Genomic DNA, 25,014 nt, shown 5'->3' with positions numbered 1-25,014 from the left:
GCGTGTTCCTGAGAGTGGCAGGGGTTGGGAGACGAGGTCAGAGCTGGCTGTGGATCGATAGATCTCGGCGGATGGCCTGGAGTACGGAGGGCGTATCGGTCTTCATGAACTGGTGGCCACCAGCAAACATCCGGAGCTGAAAGTCGCCGCGGGTATGCTCGGACCATGCGACGAGATCCTCGGGGAGAACGAGCGCGTCCTCCTTGCCTCCGTATGCAGAGATCGGGATGTCGAGGGGGATCTCATCCCGGTGGAGGTGGCCTCTCACGAGCTGGAAATCGGCCTGCAAGGCGGGCAAGACCGCGGCGAGCAAGCTGGGATCTTCGGCGACGGCGTCCGGGATCATGTCGAAGCGACGGAGGAAGCCGAGATCTGGGGAGGAGAATCGCTCGTCGATGATGCGGCGGAATCGTTGCGGGGCTGGAGAGGCGGCGACGAAGAGGTGCAGAGGGCTCTTGCCGTGCGTGGCGCGGAGGCGCCGGACGAGCTCGAAGCCGAGGAGCCCTCCCATGCTGGAGCCGAACACGGCGTAGGGGCGGTCGAGGAGTGGGGGCATGATCTCCACGAGGGCGTCGAGGAGATCGGAGAGACTGTCGACGGGGGGGTCGTTCAGCCGATCTTCGCGGCCAGGGAGCTGGACGCTGCACAGCTCCACGGAGGTCGGTAGTGCGCTGGCCCAGCTGCGGTACATGAAGGCACCGGCACCACCGAGCGGGAAGCAGAGCAGGCGGATGCGCGCTTCGGGCCTCGGGGTGGGCCTGCGGATCCACCGCGCGGTGTCGTCGCGAGAGGCCGTGGTGGTGTGGGCCGGTGGCGAGGTGACGGAGGCTGCGCTCCGCGCGGGGGGGGTCTCGCCGAGCAGGCTCGTGGCGAGACGAGCGACGAGATCGCCGAGGCTGGGACCCTGGAGCAGGTCGACCGCAGGGATGTCGGCGCCGAGGTCCCGGGCGAGGCTGGCGCGCAGGTCGGCGGCCTGGAGCGAGTCGAGTCCCACGTCACGCAAGGGGGCGTCGGCGTCGATGGCGTCGGGGGAGAGTTCCGAGAGGGCAGCGATCTGGGCTCGGAGGTAGCGTTCGAGCGCGTCGCGTCGTTCGGCAGGGGAGGGGGCGGCGTGGAGCTCCTTCAAGGCGCGATCGACCTCCGGGCGGGGGCGGTCGCGATGGCGTGTGGCGGCGCGGCGGATCGTGTCGGCGCGGACTGGTGCGAGGCGCATGCCCTCCGAGACCGCGATGACCTGGCCGGTCTCGTCGAGCAGGCGCATGTCGGCGATGATGAGGGGGTCTGCTTCGAGCGAGGACCGGAGTTGGACGTGGCAGTAGCGCTTCTTGCCGGCTGTGGCGCCGCGCTGGTGGTGGCGATCGACACCGACGCCGATGGTCACGGTGCTGGTGGCGTCGAGCGGGAGCGCGGCCTTGACGACTTGCCCGCAGGCTTCGGCCACGCAGGCCTCGGTGAGCAGGTGGGCCACCTGGCGGATGTCGTTGGACGTTAGGGCGGGCGGCTCGGGGGCTTCGAGTTCGGCCAGGGCCTCGCCGTCGCGGCGCCACAGGCGACGCACCAGGCGGAAGCTCGGACCGATTTCGTGCTCACCCGTCTTCCAGTACCGGGCGTAGAAGTCGTCGCCGGACAAGGCCTCGCCGCAACGGGCCTGGATCGCGTCCAGAGGGGCGCCTTCGCCAGCGCGCTCAAGGGCGCCAGGCGGTGAGGCGCTGAGGAGAGCCGTCGTGTGCAGTGTCCACGCGCCCGTGTCGGTGCCGTCCGGGTCCAGGCTGAAGAGCTGGAAGCGCATGGCATGTCCGGCCGTGTCCGGTTCGAGGATGAGCTGCGCGGTCCTGACCTCGCCCTCTTGCAGGAGAAGCGGCTCCAGGAAGGTGATCTGCTCGACGCGGAGATCACCCGTGGCGGTCTGGATCTCGGCCATGGAGGCCATGGCCATCGAGAGGTGCAGGACGCCGGAGACGACGATGCGTCCGTGGACGCGGTGATCACGGAGGGCCGCGAGTGCTGCAGGGTCGAGCTGTGTTTCGAACGCGATCACGCTGGGGGAGGGGACGCGCCGTCCCAGCAGGGGGTGGGTGTGCGTGGCGTCCGCGGCGAGTCCGGCGGCAGTGACGCGCTGCGGGGCTGGCGCCGCGTGCCGAGGGGTAGCGGCAGGGATCCAGTGCCGCTCCCCCTGGAAGGGATACGTCGGCAGTGACACGAGGCGCTGCGTCGGGCCGTGATCGAGGCGGGTCCCGTCCAGGCGCGCGCCGAGCGTATAGAGTTCGGCGAGGCTGCCGAGCAGCGTGCGGAGATCGTCTCGCCCGTCGCGAAGCGAGGGGAGCAAGACGCCGGTGCTCTCGGGCAAGCAGCGGCGTGCGAGGCCGAGCAGCGTGGGGCGGGGGCCGACCTCCACGAAGGCATCGATGCCAAGGGCGTGGAGGCGCTGGAGGCCTTCGGCGAAGCGTACAGGAGCCCGGGCATGGCGGCGCCAGTAGGCTGCGTCGACGGGGGAGGTGACGAGGTCGCCCGTGAGGTTGGAGATCCACGGGATCCGCGGCGTCACGGCGCGGGTGCAGGCGGCGGCCCGTTCGAGATCGTCGAGGATCGGATCCATGAGCGGGGCGTGGAATGCGTGCGAGGTATGAAGGCGACGCGACGTGATGCCGCTCGCGGAGAGCACCTCGAGAAGCTCGTCGAGGGGTCCGGCTGCGCCCGAGAGGACGGTCTCGGTGGGGCCGTTCAGCGCAGCGATCGCGATCTCGGTCGCGCGGGGAGCGAGCACGTCGGCGATCTGCTCGGGAGCGGCGAAGACGGCCGCCATCGCGCCGCCTCCGGGCAAGGACTGCATGAGGCGGCCCCGGGCGGCAATGAACGGGGCGGCGTCTTCGAGGGAGAGGGCACCCGCACAGCAGGCGGCGGCGATCTCACCGACGCTGTGGCCGAGCACGGCCTCGGGTTCGACGCCGAGAGAACGCCACAGCGTGGTGAGGGCGTAGGCGATCGTGAAGAGCGCGGGCTGGGTGACGGCGGTCTGGTCGAGCGCCCCGGGGGCGGCAGGCGCGCCCTCCGGCGGGAAGAGCACTTCGGTGATGGGGCGCTCGAGGTGCGGGTCGAGGAGCGCAGCGCAGCGATCGACGGCCTCGCGGAACACGGGCTGGGTCGCGTGGAGCGCGCGGGCCATGCCAGGGTACTGAGCGCCCTGGCCGCTGAACAGGAAAGCGATCCGGGGCCGGCGATCGGTGCGTGCGCGGGCGCTCGAGAGCCCCGGGCCCGGGGTGCTGGCGAGGAACGAAGCGAGGCGCTCGCGGGCTTCGGACGCAGAGGAGGCGACGAGGGCGAGCCGGTGGGGGAAGTGGGCGCGGCCAGTACGTGTCGTGAACGCGACGTCGCCGAGCGACACCGAGGGGTTCTCGGCGAGGTAGGCCTCGTAGCGAGCGGCGAGAGCCCGGAGCGCAGGCTCGCGCCGGGCCGAGAGCGTGAGCAGGTGGCAGACGTGTTCGTCCTGGAGGGGAGACGTCGCGGGAGCAGGGGCATCGCCGAGGACGAGGTGGGCGTTCGTGCCGCTGGCACCGAAGGAGCTGACGCCAGCGACGCGGCGGCCTCCGGTCGCCCAGGGCATGGAGCGCGTGGGGATCTCAGCCTGGATCTCGGCCCAGGGAGCGTTCGGGTTGGGGTCGCGGAAGTGCAGGTGCGGCGGGATGCGGCGGTGCTGCAGGCAAAGCACGGCCTTGAGGAGGCCGGCGACGCCGGCTGCGGCTTCGAGGTGGCCGATGTTGCTCTTGATGGATCCGACGAGAAGGGGGTGTCCGGCGGGGCGTCCTTCGGAGAGGACGGCGCCGAGCGCGCGCAGCTCGATGGGATCGCCGAGAGGCGTGCCCGTGCCGTGGGCTTCGACATAGCCGACCTCTGCGGGGATGACGCCGGCGCGGGACAGGGCCTCGCGGACGAGCGTTTGCTGGGCCGCGCCGCTCGGGACCGTGAGGCCGCTGCTCGGGCCATCCTGGTTCACCGCCGAGCCGAGGATTGTCGCGAGCACCGGGGCGCGGCGCGCGAGCGCGTCCCCGAGCCGCGACAGCACGAGGGCGCCGCATCCTTCACCGCGGCCGTAGCCGTCAGCGGAGGCGTCGAAGGCCTTGCTGCGGCCGTCGGGCGAGAGCATCCGGGCCTTGGAGAGGACGATGTTGCCACCTGGTGACAGGACGAGGTTCACGCCGCCCACGATGGCGAGATCGATCTCTCCGCTGAGCAGCGCCTTGCAGGCGAGGTGCGTGGCCACCGCCGAGGAGGAGCAGGCGGTGTCGACGGCGACGCTCGGGCCCTGGAGGCCGAGCATGTACGACAGGCGCCCAGGTGCGAAGTTGGACGCGCTGCCCAGCGCGGCGTAGCCGTCGAGCTCGGAGAGGTCGAGGGACAGCGCCTGGAGCATGCTGTAGTCGCTGCTGGTGATGCCGAGATAGACGCCGGTGCGGCTGCCCGAGAGGGCATGAGGGGACGTGCCGGCGCGCTCCAGGGCCTCCCAGGCGACCTCCCAGAACAGGCGGTGCTGGGGATCGATGTACGCTGCTTCGCGCGGGTGGATGCCGAAGAAGGCTGCGTCGAAGCGATCCACCTCGTCGAGGAAACCGCCGCGGCGGACGTACATCTTGCCGGGCGCGCCAGGGTCGGGATCGTAGAAAGCATCGACGTCCCAGCGATCCGAGGGAATCTCGCGTGTGGCGTCGATGCCGTCCTCGAGCAGGCGCCAGAGTGCCTCCGGTGAGGTGACGCCCCCGGGGAGGCGGCAAGCCATGCCGAGGACTGCGATGGGCTCGCGCTCCCGGCGCTCGGAGGTGTCCACGCGTGCCCTGAGCTGCTGGATCTCGCGCAGGGCGTGCTTGAGGACGGCGTGGCGATCGAGAGGGAGCGGCGGGCTGCTCATGCGGTGTGGGGTTCCGGGCGTTGGGGGCCTTCGGACAGCGTGCCGCTCCGGGCGTCGGAGAGGCCTGCGCGGGCAGGCCAGAGTTCGGCTGCGAGCAGCGCCACGAGCTCGTCCTCGGTGAGCGCGTCGAGTGGATCCGGGGCGGTCTCCGAGCCGGTCGGAGAAGGCGCAGAGGATGCGTCGGGGGAGGGGGGAGCTGCGGTCTCCGGTGTCGGTGCGAGGATCTCGGTCGCGAGGTAGGTGGCGAGGCGCCGGACGCTCGGGTGATCGAACGCGAGGGTCGGCGGCAAGCGCCGGCCGAGATCGGCCTCCAGGCGTTTGCGGATCTGGACGCTCATGATGGAGTCCATGCCGAGCTGGAAGAAGCCCTGATCCAGGTCGAACGCAGCGGGCTCCTCGAGCTGGAGGGTCTCGGTGACGAGGCGGCGTGTGTGCTCGATGAGCCGTGTCATGCGCGCCTCGGGGCCGTCTGCTTCGAGACGACGGAGGAGCAGCTCGTCGGCCGCCGGCGACGCGTTCGCGGCGGGGGCTTCGATGAGGTCGAGCAGCGGGCGACGCCGGCGGGCCTCGAAGATGGGCTTGAAGCGCCCCCAGTCGATGGACGCGATGGCGCGCTGGGCGAGGGGAGTGCCCAGGAGCCAGCCGAGGACCTCGAGTGCCTCGTCCAAGGGCATGGTGCCGAAGCCGATGCCCTCGAGATAACGGCGTGCGTCCTCGGGCATGTGGGTGAGCATGCTGCCGGCCTGCCAGCTGCCCCAGTTGATGCTGAGGGCTGTACGCCCCAGGGCGCGGCGGTGATGGGCGATGGCGTCGAGGAAGTGGTTGGCGGCGGCATAGGGGCCGAGCAAGCCGCCACCCCACACCGCGGCTGCCGACGAGAACAGCACGAGGAAGTCGAGGTCGAGTTCGCGTGTGAGGTGGTCGAGGATCCAGGCTCCTTGCACCTTGGGGGCGAGGAGGAACTCGACCGCGGCCTGGTCGGTCTGGGCGAGCAGAGCAGGGCGGGACGTGCCGGCCGCGTGGACGATGCCGGCGAGCGGTGGGCCGTGCCTGGCGATGTCGGCGAAGAGGGCCTCCATCTGTCCGAGGTTGCTGGCGTCGGCAGCGACGATCCGGATGGATGCACCGGCTCGCTCCAGGTTCGCGATGGCCGTGTGGATCTCGGCGGCCCCGTCGGCGGTGGGGTCGGGCAACCCGCGGCGGCCGGTCAACACGAGGTGGCGGGCCCCTGCTTCGACCATCCAGCGGGCAACCTCGAGGCCCAGGCCGTGCAGGCCGCCCGTGATCAGGTAGGTGGCGTCTGGTCGGAGCCCGGGGCGCTCTGCAGGGAGGGGGAGCGCAGGGCTCCGGATCAGGCGCGCCACGCGACGCTCGGCGCCGCGGAGCGCGAGGAGATCCTCGCCGTCGGGTCCGAGCAGCTCGTCGACGACCCTCGCTGCCTCGGCCTGGATCGCGCCGGACGGGGCGTGGGGATCGAGATCGAGGAGGCCGCCCCAGAGTTCGGGATGCTCGAGCGCAGCGATGCGGCCAATACCCCAGAGCGGAGCCTGCGCCACGGCGAGCGGCTCGGGGGCTCCGCCTGCAGGCTGCGCGCCCCGGGTGATGAGCCAGAGCTGGGGCGAGATCGGGAGCGCTGCGTCGAGGAGCGCTTGGACGAGGGGAGGGACGGTGGCGCAGCCGAGCTGCTGCGCGGCGACCAGCGTCTCGAGCGTGAGCGCTTCCGTGGGAGGTGCGTCGAGGCTGAGGAGATGCACGACGCCGCGCACCGCTGGCCCCGCGCCGCGGGCGTGATCGAGGAGCCATGCGAGGTCGGCGCGGCTCGCCGGGTCGATGTGGAAGCGGCCTCCGCCCAGCGCCTCGCGTGGACCGGAGGTCGCGAGCAGCGCCACGTGGCCGCGCCGCGTGAGCTGGTCGGCGGCGGCCTCGCCAAGGCCGCCTCGATCGGCGAGCACCAGCCAGGCGCCCTTCTCGACGGGACGCCGCGGAGGCGTGCGCGCCATCGCCTCCCAGCGGATCTCGTAGGACCAGGTGTCGAGGCAGTGCCGCGCGGTCTCGCCCACGAGCGTGCGAGGGGCGGGGGTGAGGGTGACGCCCGCGAGCTCGGCGAAAGCGCGTCCAGCCTCGTCGAGGAGCGAGACGTCGCCCGTCACGGTGCCTGGCGGGGTGTCGTTTTCTTCGCGGAGACGCGCGTGGCCCCAGACCACGGCGCCAGGCTGTCCGGCGATCCGCACCCGCTCGAACGTCGCAGCGATCCTCGTGCCTTCATTTTCGGCGGAGGAGGCTGCTTCAAGGAGATGCAGCGCATTGTCGAGCAAGGCGGGGTGAAGGCGGAGCGCGCCAGCTTCGGCAGCGCCGCGCTCGGAGAGCTTGAAGAGACCCAGCACCTCGCCTGGCCGGCGCCAGACACGCTCGACGCACCGGAGGCCAGGGCCCAGGGCGAGGCCCCCTGCCGCGAGCCCGTCGAGGAAGGCTTCGCCGGTGAGTTCCTCGGCGCACCTCGCCCGGATCTCGGCGAGCGCGACGGGGGCTGGCATCGAGATCTCGTCGGGCGAGAGACGCCGGCTTCGACCGGCGGCGTGGCGCTGCCATGGACCACCGGGAGTCGCGCTGCTGAAAATCTCGAACGATGCGTCGTTTTCCGCACGCGAGGAGAGGATGAGCTGGGCGTGCCGGGGACCCTCCTGGGGAACGACCCATGGCGTGTGCAGTGCGACGTCTTCGAGGACGAGCGGTGACGCGCGGTGGTCTGGGCCGGTGGTGGGCGAGACGTCGAGGACCTCGGCAGCCGCGGCCCAGGCGATCCCCAGGAGCACGGCGGGTGAGACGAGCGGGAGCCGTCGGAGCACGTACTCCTTCAGCAAGGGAAAGGCGGCGGGAGCGAGGGCGAGGGCGAGGTAATGCTCCCCGGGCGAGCGCGCCGAGGTGATCCGCTCGCCGAGCAAGCGTGGGCCTCGGGCCGAGGTCTGTCCGGCAGGGGCATTGCGCGTGGGCGTTTCAATCCAGTGGCGCGTGCGCTGGAAACGATAGGTCGGCAGGTCCACGACGCGACCCCCGCTCGGGAAGAGGCGGCCGAACTCGATCGGGTAGCCCGCTGTGTAGAGTGCGCCGAGCGTGTCGAGCAGCGAGGGTCGTTCGGGCTCGTCGCGCCGCAAGCTCGGGAGCGCGAGCCCGTCCCGCCCGAGCTGATGCAGCCCCTGCTCCACGGCGTTCTGGAGCACCGGGTGAGGGCTCACTTCCAGGAAAGCGTCGAAACCGTCTTCAGCGAGACCCTGGAGGGCGTCCCAGAACCGCACCCGGTCGCGAAGGTTCCTACCCCAGTAGTCGGCGTCGAGGGCCTCGCCATCGATGTACTGGCCGAGGACGGTGGAAAACATAGGCACCGCGGTCTGCCGCGGTTCGATCCCCTGGAGGCCCGCGACCAGTTCCTCGCGGAGCGGCTCGACGTGCGGGCTGTGACCCGCGATGGAGACGCGGAGGAGGCGCCCGAAGATCCCGCGCTGCTCGAGTTCCTTCACGACCTGCTCGACCGCTGTTGCCTCGCCGGAGAGGACACTCGAAGTCGGTCCTGTCGAGACGGCGATGAAGACGCGGTCGTTCATGTCGGCGATGGCCGCGCGTGCGTCGTCCGTCGATAGCTCCACGGAGGCCATGGCCCCGCGCGGGCCCGAGGTGCGGAGGCGCTCGTAGAGCACGGAGCGCAGTCCGATCACGCGTGCCGCGTCGTCGAGCGAGAGCGCGCCAGAGACGTGGGCTGCGGCGATTTCGCCGAAGCTGTGACCCACCACGGCGTCCGGCTCGACGCCCCAGGAGCGCCAGAGCGCAGCGAGGGCCACCTGGACCGAGAAGAGCGCGGGGTGGACCACATGCATCTCGTGGTAGCGGTCCTCGCCCGAGGCGAGCAGATCGAGCAGCGACTCGCCCAGGTAGGGCGCGAGGGCGCGCGAACATGCCCCGAGGGCTTCGGCGAAGACAGGCTCATCGAGCAGCCCCCGCGCCATGCCCACCCACTGCGAGTTGTGGCCCGAGAACATGAAGGCGAGCTTGCGTCCCCGCGCAGGTGAGGCGCTGGAACTCCAGTTTGTGAGCGCCGCGTCGAGCCCCGCGACGAGGTCCTCGCGGCTCGCGCCGCGCACGGCGAGCCGGTGCAGGTGGTGCGTCCGGCGGGTGCCAGCCGTGAAGCAGACGTCGTGGGCGAGAACGTCGTCTCCGGAGAGCGCGCCACGCGACAGGGCATCGCGGTAGGCGGTCGCGAGCGCGCGCAGCGCTTCCGGACTGCGTGCGGAGATCGGGAGCAGGTGCACGAGTGGCGGGGACCCGGAGGTGAACGGCTCGGGCGCGAAGGCCAAGGGGGGCTCGGTGAGCACGACGTGCGCGTTGGTCCCGCTCATGCCGAACGAGCTCACGCCCGTGGTGCGCGGCCCGTCGATGGCGGGCCACGCGGTGAGCTCGGTCGGAACCACGACCGGGATGTCGGCCCAGGGGATCTTCGGGCTGGGGGTCTCGAACAGGGGGTTCGACGGAATCTCGCCGTGTTTGACGCAGAGGGCCGCCTTGATGAGGCCTGCCACGCCAGCTCCTGCTTCGAGGTGGCCGATGTTGGCCTTGGCCGTGCCGAGGAGCACGGGGGAGCTGGCGGGCCGGCCCTCGCCGAGCACGGCCGCGATCGACTGCACCTCGATGGGGTCGCCCAGTGGCGTGCCCGTGCCGTGGGCCTCGATGTGGCCCACCTGGGCCGGGCTGACGCCGGCACTCGCCAGGGCCTGGCGGATGACGGCTTGCTGGGCCGGACCGTTCGGGACCGTGAGTCCGCTCGATCTGCCGTCGTGGTTGACTGCGGAGCCGCGGAGCACGGCGTGGATGCGGTCGCCGTCGCGGAGCGCATCCGACAGGCGCTTCAGGATCACGATCCCCGCACCCTCGCCGCGGACGTAGCCGTTGGCCGAAGCATCGAACGCCTTGCAGCGACCGTCCGGGGAGAGGGCGCGGAGGCGCGAGAACATGACGTTCACTTCGGGGAGGAGGATGAGGTTGGCACCGCCCGCGATGGCGAGCTCGGCCTCGCCGTTGCGCAGGGCCTGACAGGCGAGGTGGGTCGCCACGAGCGAAGACGAACACGACGTGTCGACCGACAGGCAGGGCCCTTGAAGGCCGAGGATGAACGAGATGCGCCCCGCGGCGCAGCTCGCTGCGTTGCCGGTCAAGGCGTAACCGTCGATGGTGCTCGACCCCTCCGAGCTGCCGAGGAGGGCTGCGTAGTCGTTGCTCGCAATCCCGAGCATGACCGCGGTGCGACTCGAGACGAGCCGATCTGCGATCTGACCCGCGTCCTCCAGAGCCTCCCATGTGGTCTCCAGCAGGATGCGCTGCTGAGGATCCATGGTCACCGCTTCGCGGGGCGAGATGTGGAAGAACGAGGCATCGAACATGTCGACGCCGATGCCCTGCACGAAGCCGCCACGGCGGCTGATCATCTTGCCCGGGGCGTCGGGATCCGGGTCGTAGTAGGCGTCGACGTCCCATCGATCCCGGGGGACCTCGTGCGTGGCATCGGCGCCGTCGCGCAGCAGACGCCAGTAGGCGTCGACGTTGTTGGCGCCACCGGGGAAGCGGCATGCCATTCCGATGATCGCGACCGGCTCGTCTCGTCGGATCGCGGCAGCGGTGATCGGGGGGGCTCGCCCCTCCAGGTCCAGGACATTCCGGGCCAGATGCGCGGTGAGTGCGTCCACGCTCGGATAGTCGAACGCGACGGTGGTGGGCAGTGCGCACCCGAGGCTCTTCTGAAGGCGACCCCGGAGTTCGACGGAGAGGAGCGAGTCCATGCCGAGCTCGAAGAACCCGAGCGCGGGATCCAGGGGCCGTGCCGGGTCGAAACCCAGCACCCGAGCCACCTCGGACGCTACGTGCGTGGCGAGCAGATGGCGACGCCGCGCGGGAGAGGCTGTGCGCAGGCGACGGACGACGTCGGAGTTCGTTTCTACCAGGGGCCCGCTGGAGACGGACGCGTTGCGATCGGACACGGGAGGGCACGCGATGCGGTCCGGCTCCTCGGTCGACTTCGCCGAGGGGTGGTCGGCGAGGTCCGCGTCGGGCTGCTCGATCCAGTAGCGCTCCCGCTCGAAGGGGTAGGTCGGGAGGGCGACCCGACGCCGGGTGCGGCCATGATCGTAGGCTGCCCAGTCCACAGGGGCGCCGCGCACGTGAAGTGTCGTGAGGCTCGTCAGGATCTGCCGCTGCTCATCCTGCCCTTTGCGGAGTGATGGCAGCCACGCGCCCGGATGATCGGGCAGGCTCCTGCGACCCATGCCGAGCAGGGTGGGTCTCGGCCCGACTTCGACGAACACGTCGATCTGCAGCTCCGCGAGGGCAGCCATCCCCGCAGCGAATCGCACGGGCGCGCGCGCGTGGCGGCGCCAGTAAGCCGCGTCGAGCGTCTGTCCGGACTCCGCAGGTCGGCCAGTCAAGTTGGAGATGAAGCCGATCTGAGGCGGGGAGTAGGAAAGGCCAGCGATCGCTGCCTGGAAGTCGTCCAGGATCGGGTCCATCTGGGGGGAGTGGAACGCATGCGAGACAGCGAGGGGTTGTGCCTTGATCCCGTGGGACACGAACCACGCGATCCGTTCGGCGACGACCTCGGCCGCGCCGGAGATCACCGTCTCCGACGGGCCGTTCACGGCCGCGACTGAGACCGAGGCGCTCACATTGGCCAGAGCCTCGACGACGTGGGCCTCGGAGGCCGCGATGGCGGCCATGGCACCGCCTGGTGGCAGTGCATGCATGCGCCGGCTCCGCTCGCAGACGAGTCGGAGTGCATCTTCGAGGTTGAGGACGCCGGCGACACAGGCCGCTGCGATCTCACCGACGCTGTGTCCCATCACGACCTGTGGGGTCACGCCGAAGCTCCGCCAGAGCTCGGTGAGGGCGTACTCCAGCGCGAAGAGCGCGGGCTGTGTGTACAGGGTGTCGTCGAGCGATGTCCCGGTGGCTTCGCCGTCGGCAGCGAAGAGTACCGAGCAGAGCGAGGCGGGCAGGAGTGGGCGACAGATCGCGTCGCAGCGGTCGATCGCCTCGCGGAAGACCGGCTCGCGTTCGTACAGGTCGCGACCCATGCCGGGGTACTGGGCGCCTTGGCCGGTGAACAGGAACGCGATGCGGGGCCGGTCCCTGCCGCACGTGCCTGAGATCGCGGCCTCCTCGCCGCCGGCGTAGGCCGAGATCGCGCGGCACAGCTCATCGACGTCGGTGCCGACGAACGCGCTACGGCAGCGCAGGTGAGTCCTGCCTGCGTTCGCCGTGAATGCGATGTCTCCGAGCGGCGGTAGCGGCGCCTGCGCGAGGAAGCGTGTGTACCGCCCTGCGAGCGCACGGAGTGCCTCCGGACTGCGTGCTGAGAGGGTGATTGCGTGTGCGCTGCGATCGACGAGCACTGGGCGAGGAGCCGGCGGGGGGGCCGCCTCCAGCACGACGTGCGCGTTGGTGCCGCTCAGGCCGAACGAGCTGACGCCTGCGAGGCGACGCCCTTCGAGGCGGGGCCAGGGGGTGCGTTCCGCGGCGACGCGGACAGGGAGCGCGTCCCACCCGATGAGCGGGCTCGGGGTGCGAAAGTGGAGGTGTGCGGGGATCTCGCCGTGCTCCAGCGCGAGGACCACCTTGAGCAGGCCCACGAGGCCCGCGGCAGCCTCGAGGTGGCCGACGTTCGTCTTGGCCGAGCCCACGAGCAGCGGTCGATCGGGGGCGCGCCCATCGCCGAGCACCTCTGCCAGCGCGTCGAGCTCGATCGGGTCGCCGAGCCGCGTCCCGGTTCCATGAGCCTCCACATAGTCGATATCCGATGGAGCCGCGCCGGCAGCGGCGAGTGCGCTCCGGAGGAGGGTCCGTTGTGCGAGCCCGTTCGGTACGGTGAAGCCGCTCGAAGCGCCGTCATGGTTGATCGCAGAGCCGCGAACGAGGGCGAGGATGCGATCGCCGTCGGCGCGGGCGTCGGACAGGCGCTTCAGCACGATGGCTGCCGCGCCCTCTCCTCGTCCGTAGCCGTCTGCTGCGGCGTCGAAGGTCTTGCAGCGGCCATCGGGCGCCAGGGCCCGGAGGCGCGAGAGGAACACGAACGGCAGGGGTGACAGGAGGAGCTGAACGCCTGCGACGAGGGCGACGCGGCACTCACTCGCTCGCAGGCTCTGGGCCGCGATGTGCAAGGCCACGAGCGAGGACGAGCAGGCGGTGTCGATGGCGAGGCTGGGGCCATTCAGGCCGAGCGCGTACGAGATGCGGCCTGCAGCGAAGCAGAAGCCGTTTCCTGTCCCGTCGTAAGCATCGATCTTGCTGGGATCGGCGCCGCCGAGCTGGATGTAGTCGTTGACCCCGATGCCCAGGAACACGCCGGTTCGCTGAGCCGTGAGGGTGCTCGGCGGGTGACCCGCGTCCTCCAGCGCTTCCCACGCCACTTCGAGCAGGAGCCGCTGCTGCGGATCCATCCGGGCGGCCTCGCGCGGTGAAATCCCGAAGAAGAGGGCGTCGAATCCATCGACGCGCTCGAGGAATCCCGCGCTGCGGGTGTACGTCTTGCCGGCGGCCTGGGGATCGGGATCGTAATAGCGCTCGGCAGACCAGCGACCAGGCGGCACGTCGCGCACGGCGTCGTGGCCCTCATGGAGGAGGCGCCAGAACGAGGGGAGGTCGTCCGCGCCGCCCGGAAACCGGCATGACGCGCCAACGATCGCGATCGGCTCGGTCGCCGCGCGCTCCATGGTGTCGAGCTTCGTCTGGAGCTTTTTCAGGGCGAGCAGAGCGCGCTTCTGTGCGGAAAGATCCGCGGGGTCGGACGGCCCTTGGCGGCTCATTCCATCATCTCCTCGTCGTCGCCGAGCACCTCCGCGGCGAGTTCTGCGAGCGCCAGGGCTGCCTCGTCGTCCGAGAGGTCCTCGACCTCGGCGCGCATGGCCTCGTCGGCGTCGGACTCCGCTCGCTGCGGCGTTGCTGAACGGGAGGCTGCGAGCAGTCTCCCAGACAGGGCTTCGATGGTCGGGAAGTTGAAGATGGTGCTCGCTTGTAGGGAAATCCCCAGGCCGATCTCGAGCCGTCGCTTGAGTTCCATGGCCATGAGCGAGTCCATCCCCATCTCGAAGAAGCCCTGCCGGGGGTCCGGAGCGCGCGCGGGATTCTGTCCCAGGATGGCGGCGACCTCACCCCGGAGGAGCCGCTGCAGTGTGGCCTCGCGTTCGCCTGGCAACGCCTGCTCCAGCGCCCGCGCGAGGGCGAGCCGCCCAGGGGACGCATCTGGCGGCCCCGCGCGTCGCGGCGTGGCTGCGAGCAAGGTGTCGAAGAGGGGTGGCGGCTCGACCGCGGCGGCCGAGAAGAAGCGCTCCCAGTCGTAGAAGAAGACCCCCAGCTCCGTACGATCGACCGCGATGGCGCGTCCGAGCCGATCGAGTCCCCGCTCGGGTACGATGAGCCCAACCCCGCGCGCTTGCCATCGGTTGGCCTCGGTACCTTGAGCCATGCCGACGCCCGCCCAGAGACCCCAGCTCACGGTGAGCGCGGTCAAGCGTCGGGCTCGGCGATGGTGGGCGAGGGCGTCGAGGAACGTATTGGCGGCCGCGTAGACGGCTTTGCCATGCGCACCGAACCAGCCCGAGGCCGACGAGAACAGCACGAAGAAATCCAGCGGCCGCTCCGCGGTCTGCTCGTGCAGGTTGAAGGCGCCTGCGATCTTCGGTGAGAGAACCTCTCGGAGACTCTCGAGATCCTGCTGGGGGAGGAGTCGGTCGGCGAGCACGCCAGCGGCGTGGACGATCCCCCGCAGAGGTGGCATCGCATGGTCGATTTCGGTGAGCACGCGTGCGACATCCGCGGGCTGCGCCACGTCACTCGCGATGACCGCGACCCGTATGCCCCTCTGTTCGAGCGCGTGCACGACGGCCTCGGTCGGCCCCTCGGGAGGTCGACGACCGGTGAGGACGAGGTGGCGTGCGCCGCGGTCCACCATCCAGCGCGCGACCTCAAGGCCAATGCCGCCAAGGCCGCCGGTGATCCAGTAGGTTCCGTCGGGCCGCAGTGAAATCGGGGTGCGGTCGAGGGGCTGGGCGTGAAGCAGGCGAAGCGCGCGCCGCATCCCTGCGCGGAGCGCGAGCTGTTGCTCTCGATCGGGGGCGAGGATTTCGAGCGTCAGCAGCTCGACGTCCTCCGGCGGAGTGTTCGGATCGAGGTCGACCAGGCCGCCGAAGATCTCGGCGTGCTCGACGAGGAGGCCTCGCCCGAGGCCCCAGAGTGGCGCTTGCGCAATCGCGAGCGCGTGGTCGCTACCTCCTTCCTTCGTGGCCGCCTGCGCACCGCGTGTGACCAGCCAGAGGCGCGGTGGTGCGCCCGCCTCCGTCTCCTTCGAAGGAGGGGCTCCGAGTGTGCCCAGAGCCATCCCCGGAGCGCTGCGAAGGAGCGCCTGGACAGTGAGCACGGCGCTCGCACAGCCGAGCTCCTGGGCGTGCCAGAGCGCTTCGAGGGAGGTCGCCGAGGTGTCCAGGCTCCACAGGTGCACGATGCCCGTGAGCGGTGGGTCGCCGCCGGCCTGCGCCTCCGCGAGCAGCTGCGCGAAGGCCTGAGGGTCGCCTGGAGGTAGCGTGAAGTGGGGGCCCTCTCGCGTGAAGTGGTCGCCAGGGATGGCGATGAAGACCTCATCGCCTCCCGCGACGAGCCGTGCAGAGAGTGCCGCGCCTACCCCCTCGCGGTCGGAGAGGACGAGCCAGCGCCGCCTCGAGGAGGGCACGGTGACGTCGCCCCGAGGGGCGTCGACCCACGACAGCTCGTAGACGGGTGCCTCCAGCGCCGCGCGGCGGGCGGGGGTGTCGACCCAGTGGTGGTGGCCCTGGAATGGGTAGGTCGGTGCAGCCGACAGCCGCCGTGCAAAGGGGCGGTGGTGCCCGCCCCAGTCGACCGTCACCCCGCGCACGAAGAGCGCACCGAGACTCGTGAGCATCTGCCGTGCGTCATCCGTGCCCTTACGCATCGAAGGCAGGAAGGCTCCCTCGTGATCGGGCAGGCACCTTCGCCCCATGGCGAGCAGCGCTGGCGCTGGGCCGATCTCCACGAACACCGTCACACCTTCGGCCGCGAGCGTGCGCATTCCGGCCTCGAACTGCACCGCCTGACGCGCCTGACGCCGGATGTACGCCGGGCCCATGAGCTCCAGGCCTGCGAGGGTTCCGGACACGTTGGAGACGAGCGGGAGGCGCGGTGGAGAACGTCGGATGCTGGCTGCGACGCGCTCGAGATCGTCGAGCACGGGATCCATCTGCGCCGAATGGAACGCGTGGGAGACGGGCAGCATTCGGGTTCGCCACCCCGCCTCCTGACAGCGCTCTATGAGCGCGGCGACCGCCTCACGCGGTCCGGAAATCGTGGTGTCCGCTGGGCCGTTGAGCGCAGCGATCGAGACTGGACCTGCTTCGGGTCCGATCAGCGCTGCCACCTCGGTGGCCCCAGCAGCGATCGCGGCCATGGCGCCACCTGTTGGCAACGCCTGCATCAGGCGCCCGCGCTCGGCCGCGAGTCTGAGCGCGTCCTCCTGACCGAGCACGCCGGCGACGCAGGCGGCCGCAATCTCGCCGACGCTGTGGCCCATGACGAGATCCGGCTCCACACCCCACGCGCGCCACAGGGTGACGAGCGAGAGTTCGAGCGCCACGAGGGCAGGTTGGGCAATCGCCGTCTCCTCCAGCAGGACCTCGGCGTCGCTCGTCGCTGGGAACAGGATCGAGCACAGCGGTCGTTCGAGGTACGGCCTCAGCATCTCCTCGCAGCGATCGAGCGCCTCGCGGAACACCGGCTCGACCTCGTAGAGCCGCCGCCCCATCGACGCATACTGCGCGCCCTGACCTGTGAACAGGAACGCGACGCGCAAGGGGCCCGCTCCCGGTGCTGTGCCGAGGTGAACCCCTTCAGCGGCGGTGCCTTTCCGGAGGGAGGTGAGCCCGGCGCGCACCTCGTCGCTCGATGCGCCAACGATCGCGAGGCGGTGGCCGAATGCGGTCCGCGTCGTAGCCGCTGTAAAGCAAAGGTCCGGCAGCGAAGCCTCCGGGCGGCCCGCGAGGTGCTCCTCGTACCGGCCTGCGAGCGCGGCGAGAGCACCCTCGTCCTGGGCCGAGAGAGGCAAGACGTGCATCGGGCGATCGGTCTTGCCAGCGGGCGCGGGGATGGCAGGTGCCTCCTCGAGGATCACGTGCGCGTTCGTGCCCCCGAACCCGAACGAGCTCACCGCCGCGAGCCGCCGCTCTTTGCTCGCCGACCAGGGGCGGAGCGCCGTCGGGATCACGAACGGCGTGCTCTCGAGTGAGATGTTCGGGTTCAGCGTGCCCAGGTGCAGGTGCGGTGGGATGGCCCCATACTGCAGGCAGAGCACGGCCTTGATGACACCCACGACGCCGGCCGCGGCCTCCAGGTGGCCGATGTTCGCTTTCACCGAGCCCAGCGCGCATGCCTCGCCCTCGCCTCGCGGCGCCCCGTAGACTTCCTTGAGTGCCTCGACTTCGATGGGGTCTCCGAGCGATGTCCCGGTCCCATGCGCCTCGATGAGCGTCACCTCGGTCGGGTCGCACTGGGCATTGTCGAGCGCGGCTCGGATCACGTCTCGCTGCGCTCTGGGGTTCGGGGCCGTGAGGCCGTTGGAGCGGCCATCCTGGTTCGTCGCCGTCCCGCGCAGCACCGCATGGATCCTGTCGCGCGCCGAGAGCGCGTCGGAGAGCCGCTTGAGCACGAGCACCCCGCAGCCCTCGCCTCGAACGTACCCGTCTGCTTGCGCGTCGAAGACCTTGCAGCGGCCGTCGGCTGCCATCATCCGCGCCCTGGAGAGCGCGACGGTGACCTCGGGGATGAGGAGCAGGTTCACTCCACCAGCGAGCGCGACCCGGCTCTCACCCGACCGCAAGCTCTGGCAGGCGAGATGCACTGCGACGAGCGACGACGAGCAGGCCGTATCGATGGTCACGCTGGGGCCGCGCAGGTCGAGCAGGTAGGACAGGCGGTTCGACACGATGCAGCCGGCTGCGCCCGAGGCGGCATAGGGGCTGATGCGATCGGGGTCAGCGAACAGGAGGCTCGAATAGTCCGTGGACGAGACACCCATGAACACGCCTGCCGCCGTGCCTGCGATGCGGTTCGGTGCGACGCCCGCGTCCTCGAGCGCGGCCCACGCGACCTCGAGGAGCACGCGCTGCTGAGGGTCCATGGTCGCGGCTTCACGCGGCGCGATGCCGAACAAATCGGCGTCGAATCGGGCGACATCGCCCTCCAGGAAGCCGCCCCAGCGCGTGTACATCTTCCCTGGCGTGTCCGGGTCCGGGGAGTACCACGCCTCGATGTCCCAGCGATCGTGGGGCACCTCGCGGATGGCGTCCGTGCCGCGTGCGAGGAGCTGCCAGAAGCGATCGGGATCATCCGCGCCGCCCGGTAGGCGGCAACCCATGCCCACGATGGCAATCGGCTCGGAGCCGAGCAGCTCCGCCCCTTCGATCTTCGAGCGCACCTGCTGCGCCAGGAGCGCCAGCTTGACGGCGGAGATCCGGCCCTCTCGAGCGGTCGATCGGCTCATGTTCCCTTCATCAGCGCCGCCAGGGCGTCTTCCTCGGAGAGCTGCTCGACCTCGTGGAGCGCGGCGTCGAGCGCGGCTCTGTCCCGGGACTCCTGGGGTTCACGCGCATCGTCGTGGCCGGCTGACACGGTCGCGATCTGCATCCGGTCCGCGAGGTGGGGGACGAGCTCCGAGAGCGTCGGGTGCGCCCACACGAGCGTCGCCGAGAGCGTGAGTCCGAGCGCTTCCTCGAGCCGATTGCGGAGCGAGATCGACATGAGTGAGTCGAACCCGAGGGACTTGAGCGGCGTGTCCGTGCTGATGCGCTCGGGCGCGAGCCGGAGCACGCGGGCGATCTCCTCGCGGACGTGGGCCTCGAGCAACGAGAGGCGCTCCTCGGGGGGGGCGGCGGAGAGCCGCACACGGACAGGGCTCCCGGTGACGTTGGTCTGCCGCCGCCCGAGCTCCTCGAACAGCGGGGAGGATGCGGCACGTGGGATGGACTGAGCCCAGCGCCGGAAGTCGAACGGCATGACCACCCACCGTCCGGCGCCTCCGGCGAGTAGCCGCGCGAAGGAGGCTTCGCCTGCCGTGGGGGAAATCGCTCCGAGCCCGACTTCAGCGCCGCGCGCGCCGCGATTGTCCTGCGCCGCGGCCAGGCCCACCTCGGACCAGCCGGCCCAGTTGATCGTCTGTCCCGGCAGTCCGCATGCGCGACGGTGAGCGGAGAGCGCGTCGAGAAACGCGCTCGCTGCCGCGTAGCTCGACTGACCAGGGTTCCCGAGCACGGATGCCGTGGAGGAGAGCAGGACGAAGAAATCGAGCGGCTTGCCGAGCGTCAGGGTGTGCAAATTCCAGGCGCCGTCCACCTTGGGGGCCATCACCTTGCGGAGCCGCTGCCCGTCCTGGTGGAGGAGGATGCCGTCGTCGAGCACCGCAGCGCCGTGGACGATGCCGCGAAGTGGCGGCTGGGTTGCCTCGATCCGGGCGAGGGCCGCCTGAGCTTGCGCGGGATCCGCGATGTCCGCCTCGATCACCGAGATGCTTGCCCCGATGGCTTCGAGGCCGGCGAGCGCGTCGCGGGCCGCGGGCGAGGTGCCGCTCCGACCGAGCAGCGCAAGGTGGCGCGCGCCGCGCTCGACGAGGCCGCGAGCCAGCACCAGGCCCACGCCACCGAGTCCACCGGTGATGAGGTAGGTAGCGTCCGACCGGATCGGGCCCCCGTCGCGCGTGTCGTCGATGGGCACCTCGGGGCCGAAACCAGTGAGTACGATTTTGCCGATGTGCCCAGCCCGGGCCATGAGCCGGAAAGCTTCGGGCGCCTTCACGGCGGGGAAGTGAGTGACCGGCAAGGGGTCGAGTACACCCTGTGCGATGAGTTCCATCACCTCGCGGAGCAATGCGCCAAGGCGTGCGGGCCGGTCGACACTCATCCCCTGGAGGTCCACGGCGAAGTAGGCGAGGTTCTTCGCGAAGGGAGTCAGGTCGAGCTTCGCACCCTCGTGGATGTCGCGCTTCCCGATCTCGAGGAAGCGGCCATACGGCGCAAGGAGTTCGAGGCTCTTCGCGGCTGCCTCGCCCGCCAGGGAGTTCAGCACCACGTCGACCCCTCGGCCACTCGTCGCATCGAGGAGCTCGTCGGCGAACGCAAGCGAGCGGGAGTCGAAGACATGGCGGATGCCGAGGCCGCGCAGGTACTCGCGCTTCCCCTGGCTGCCCGCGGTCGCGAAGATCTCTGCCCCCTCGCGCTGCGCAATTTGCACCGCCGCGAGACCTGTGCCACCGGCTGCGGCATGGATGAGGACGCGCTCTCCCTCTCCCAGGCGCGCGAGGTGACGCAGGGCGTAGAGCACCGTGGAGAACACGATCGGGATCGTCGCGGCCTCCTCGGCACGAAGGCGCGCGGGCTTCGGAGCAAATAGCACCGCCGGCGCGATCACGTGGGAGCCAAAGGTGCCCGGGGCGATGCCCACCACCGGGTCTCCTACCCGGATCCCCTGCACCCTCTCGCCCACCGAGAGGACCGTGCCGGCGCACTCGCCGCCGAGGATGATCTCGTCGCTCTGGTCGATCCTGCCCCCGAGCGAGACCAGCACGTCGCGGAAATTGAGACCGGCTGCCTCCACCCGGACCTCGATCTCTTCCGGCCCAGGTGCGGGTCGCGTCGCCTGCCGGAACGCCAGGCTGTCGAGCACGCCGGCCTCGACGATCTCCAGGCGGAACGGCCGCTCTCCGGCAGCGCTCGTGGTCGCGGGGCGCTGAGGCGCTTCCTGCGTGGCGCCGCGCACGAGCCGCGCGACGTACCGCGCGCCGTCGCGGAGCGCGACGTGCGGCTCTCCGGTGTCAGCTCGGAGCTCCTCGAGGAGCGCGACGACGCCGGCGGCGCTACCACTGGGATCGAGGTCCACCGTGGTGCAGTGGAGCTCCGGGTGCTCGAGCCCTATCGTACGGGCCATGCCCCACAGCGTGGACTGCGCGAGCGAGGGAGGCGTGCGCTCGACGCCCACTGCCTGGGCCCCACGGGTGACCAGCCAGAGTCTGGGGGCGTGACGCAGGCCGGCCTGCACGCACGCCTGGACGACATGGAGTACGCCGACCGGGCCGAGCGTCTCGGCGCGGTGCAGCGCGGTGAGGCCCCCCGAGCCGTCTGGCTGTGGCGCGTCGAGTGCCCACAGGTACGCGACGCCGACGGGTGGTGCTTGCCCGAAGGCCTCGTCGAACAGCCGACGCATCGCCTCGGGTCGTGCCGGGTCCACGCGGTATCGACCCGGGCCGAGGCGCTCGATGCCCTCATTCCCTCCCTCTCTGCCCACGGCGACCAGCACTACCCCCTCGCCGAGCGAGGCAGCGAGCCGTTCGCCCACCCCTCCCGCGTCCGCCAGGACGAGCCAAGTCCCTGCCGACTTGCTGCTCGGCCCCGTGGAAGGCAAGGGGCGCTGTCGCCAGACCACATCGTGGATCCATCCCGAGATCTCGTCCGCCGTACGGTTCTCGCGCTCGATTCGTTCCGCGCGAAAGCCCAGGATCTCGGCGACGATGTGTCCCTCGGGCGTTGCGATCATGAGGTCCGCTTCCAGCCGCCCTGGCGTGCACTCCGGCCGCAGGAGTACATGGCAAAGGAGCGTGCCCTCCAGGGGGCTGCGGACCTGGAGCCGCTCGATGCCCACCGGCACGAAAGCGTCGCCGTTCGGCCCTTCGGTCGCGTGCGATACCTGCGCTGCCGCCGGCAGCACCTGCAAGCAGCTATCGAGAAGCGCAGGGTGGGTGCGGTAAGGTCTCTCCTCCGTGGCGAGGCCGGCGGGCAGCTCGATCCTGCCCAGCGCTTCGCCATCCCGACGGCTGAGCGCCGTGATGCCCTGGAACCGTGGGCCGTACTCCAGGCCGCGCGCGTGAAGGCGAGCGTAGTAGTCCTCGGGCGCGATCTGCTCGGGCAGGCGAGCACGGATCGCGTCGATCGGCGAGCGATCGGTCACCACCTCTCCTCCTGCCACGAGCGTCCCCTTCGCGTGGAGCGTCCAGCTCACGTCGCGGGGGCCAGCTGGTCGGCTGTAGACCTCGAACGTGATGACTTGCGCCGAGGTCTCCGTCGCACGGAGCTGCACGGTGCGCGCACCCTCCGTGAGCGTGAGCAGGCGAAGGAACTGCACGCGCTCTATCGTGAACGCCTCGGCACCGAACCCCTCGGCTGCGGCGGCGAGTGCCATCTCGAGGTATACGGTTCCAGGGACGACGAGGAGCCCGTCGAGACGGTGGTCCTCCAGGAAGGGAAAGGTTTCGGCGTCGAGCTCGACCTCGGCGACGTAGCTTCGTCCGAGCCCTGCGAGTTCCATCCGGCTGTGGACCAGCGGGTGCTTGCCCTCTCGGCGCGTCGCGCCACTGCCGTGTGTGCCTTCTATCGAAGGGCGCTCGGGCCAGTACCGCGCTCGCTGCCAGGGATAGAGCGGCAGATCGACCCACCGTCCGGTGCCCGGGTGGATCTTGCGAAAATCCACCTCGAAGCCCGATGCGTAGAGCGCGCCCAGTGAGCCGAGCATCGATGCCAGCTCGTTGTCGCCCCGACGCAGCGACGGCGCAGCGACGAGCGCCCCTTCGCGTGCGCTCCGAGGGAAGCACGCGGAGACATCCCCGAGCAGAATGGGGTGAGGGCTCACCTCGACGAACAGACCGTGACCGTGCTCTACGAGCCGCTCGATCGTGCCCGAGAACAGCACAGGGTCGCGCAGGTTTCGGGCCCAGTAGCTCGCGTCGAAACCCGAGCCGTCGGTCGGCTCACCCGTGACGGTCGAGTAAATGGGGATCGCGGCGGCCCGCGGTGACAGCCGTCCCAGGCGCCGAAGGAGATCCTCCCGAAGAGGATCCATCTGCGCGCTATGCGACGCGAAGTCCACCTTGATCCAGCGGCAGAAGACCCCCTCGCGCTCGAGCTCCGCGAGGACCGTGCCGAGCGCCCCCCTGTCCCCCGACAGGACGGTGGAGCGCGGGCTGTTGCTCGCCGCGATCGACACGCGCCCGCCGTGGGGCTCGATACGCCTTGCTGCCTCGACCTGAGACAGCTCGACCACGGCCATCCCCCCGCGTCCGGAGGCCCTCTGCACCAGGCGACTACGCTCGCAGATGATCCGTGACGCTTCGTCGAGGGAAAGCGCACCTGCCACGTGAGCGGCTGCAATCTCGCCCATGCTGTGACCGACAACCGCGTCCGGCTCCACCCCCCAGGACCGCCACAGTGCCGAGAGAGCGACCGACATCGCGAACAGCATCGGCTGCACGACGTCCACGCGGCCGAGCAGCGACGCTTCCTCTGATGCCCACAGCTCACGCTCGATCGACCAGTCCACGAAAGGTCGCATCGCCCGCTCGCAGTCCTGCATTCCCCTCCGGAACACCAGCTCGTTCTGCCAGAGTTCCCGACCCATCCCCGTCCACTGCGACCCCTGGCCCGGAAACACGAACACCACCTTGCGGCGATGCCCGGAGTTCTTTCCGCTCGCCATCAACGGACGTACCTCACCAGCGAGATACGATTGGAGGTGCTGGGCTGCCTCGTCGAGATTCGATGCCACGAGCGCCAGCCGGTGCGGATGGTGTGCGCGCCGCAGCGAGGCCACGCGTGCGACATCGTGGATGGATCCCTCGCGGAGGGGCCCGGACGCGCGTTCGACGTACGCCTGTGCGAGGGCTCGCAGCGCCCCGGGACTCCGCGCAGAGAGAGGCAGCAAAACGGGCTTGATGTCGGGCGTCGCAATGGGCGTGGCCTCAGGCAATGGTGCCTCCTCCAGCACCGTGTGCGCGTTCGTGCCACCGATACCGAACGAGTTGACGCCTGCGCGCCTCGGCGTGGCGCCGCGTTTCCAGGGACGCAGCGTCGTGTTCACGAAGAACGGCGTGCTTCCCAGGTGGAGGTCGGGGTTTGGCTCTCGAAAGTGCAGGCTCGGTGGCAGCGCCTCGTTCTCCAGCGACAGCACCACCTTGATGAGCCCTGCGACACCGGCCGCAGACTCGAGATGCCCAAAGTTCGTCTTCACCGAACCGATGGCGCACCGCCCCTGTCCCCCCGCGCCGCGGAGCGCCTCGGCCATGGCCCGGATCTCGATCGGATCGCCCACAGGCGTGCCCGTCCCGTGGCACTCGACGTAGCTCAGGGTCTCCGGCTCCACGTCCGCGACTGCCAGCGCCTCGGCGAGCACGTGCGTCTGTCCGTCGAAGCCAGGCGCAGTGAACCCTACCTTTCGTGCGCCATCGTTGTTGATCGCGGAGCCCTTGATGACGGCACGGATCCGGTCGCCGTCCTGGAGGGCGCGGTCGAGGCGCTTGAGCAGCACCAGGCCCGCGCCGCTCCCGAACAGCGTGCCGCGTGAGGATGAGTCGAACGTCCGGCAGTGCCCATCGGGGCTGAAGATGCCTCCCTCCTGGAAGAGGTAACCTGCCTTCTGCGGCACGCGGACCGTGACGCCCCCCGCGAGCGCCATGTCCGACTCACCGTCGAGCAGGCTCTGACAGGCGAGGTGCACCGCCACGAGGGACGTCGAGCACGCCGTCTGCACCGCGATGCAGGGACCGCGGAGGTTCAATTTGTAAGCGAGGTACGTGGCGAGGTAGTCCTTGTCGTTGCCCATCAGCACCTCGAGCGCGTCCAGCGACAGGGTGAGGTCGCGGGTGGGTCTGATGGCCGAGGGGAGGTAGGTCGACACGCTCGAACCGGCGAACACACCGATCGCGCCCGGGAAGCGGGCTGGATCGACACCGCCGTCCTCCAGGGCCTCCCAGGCTACCTCCAGAAAGATCCGCCGCTGTGGATCGAGCAGCTCCGACTCCTTGGGGCTGATCTCGAAGAAGGACGCGTCGAACAGGTCAATGTCCTCCAGCACGGCCGCGGCGCGGACGTAGGCCGGGTCGCGCAGCCGGGCGGGAGCCACGCCAGATGCGAGCAGGGCCTCGTCCGAGAATGTCGAGATGGACTCGACCCCCTCGCGGAGGTTGTCCCAGAACCGCGCCGTGTTGGGCGCGCCGGGGAAGCGGCAGGCCATGCCGATGATCGCGACGTCGTTCTCCATGCTCT

At 70.3% G+C, this 25,014-nt stretch carries 4 protein-coding genes; all 4 read right to left on the bottom strand.

The window, feature by feature from the left end; translation table 11 throughout:
• Positions 1 to 37: 37 nt before the first annotated feature.
• From CMC5_RS26990 to CMC5_RS26975, 4 genes are read right to left on the bottom strand one after another with little or no spacing between them, the layout of a single operon-like run.
• Positions 38 to 4,900 (bottom strand): type I polyketide synthase, encoded by a 4,863-nt coding sequence (locus tag CMC5_RS26990; RefSeq protein WP_050433120.1) that lies wholly within the window; start codon positions 4,898 to 4,900, stop codon positions 38 to 40.
• Positions 4,897 to 13,737, bottom strand: a complete 8,841-nt coding sequence (locus tag CMC5_RS26985) for a type I polyketide synthase (RefSeq protein ID WP_050433119.1) — start codon at positions 13,735 to 13,737, stop codon at positions 4,897 to 4,899. The genes CMC5_RS26990 and CMC5_RS26985 overlap by 4 nt, the downstream gene beginning before the upstream one ends.
• Positions 13,734 to 18,476 carry a type I polyketide synthase gene (locus CMC5_RS26980; RefSeq protein ID WP_050433118.1) on the bottom strand — a complete coding sequence of 1,581 codons (4,743 nt, stop codon included), beginning with the start codon at positions 18,474 to 18,476 and terminating at the stop codon, positions 13,734 to 13,736. The genes CMC5_RS26985 and CMC5_RS26980 overlap by 4 nt, the downstream gene beginning before the upstream one ends.
• Positions 18,473 to 25,009, bottom strand: a complete 6,537-nt coding sequence (locus tag CMC5_RS26975; RefSeq protein WP_050433117.1) for a type I polyketide synthase — start codon at positions 25,007 to 25,009, stop codon at positions 18,473 to 18,475. Before CMC5_RS26975 ends, CMC5_RS26980 begins: the two co-directional genes overlap by 4 nt.
• Positions 25,010 to 25,014: the final 5 nt, after the last annotated feature.

The organism is Chondromyces crocatus (assembly GCF_001189295.1).
Taxonomy (GTDB): Bacteria; Myxococcota_A; Polyangia; order Polyangiales; family Polyangiaceae; genus Chondromyces; species Chondromyces crocatus.
This window is presented reverse-complemented; position numbering and strand designations above follow the sequence as displayed.

Excerpts from the sequence above, each read along its gene's own strand:
- CMC5_RS26985 (WP_050433119.1), bottom strand. The coding sequence starts at position 13,737 with ATGAGCCGCCAAGGGCCGTCCGACCCCGCGGATCTTTCCGCACAGAAG.
- CMC5_RS26990 (WP_050433120.1), bottom strand. The coding sequence starts at position 4,900 with ATGAGCAGCCCGCCGCTCCCTCTCGATCGCCACGCCGTCCTCAAGCAC.
- CMC5_RS26975 (WP_050433117.1), bottom strand. The coding sequence starts at position 25,009 with ATGGAGAACGACGTCGCGATCATCGGCATGGCCTGCCGCTTCCCCGGC.
- CMC5_RS26980 (WP_050433118.1), bottom strand. The coding sequence starts at position 18,476 with ATGAGCCGATCGACCGCTCGAGAGGGCCGGATCTCCGCCGTCAAGCTG.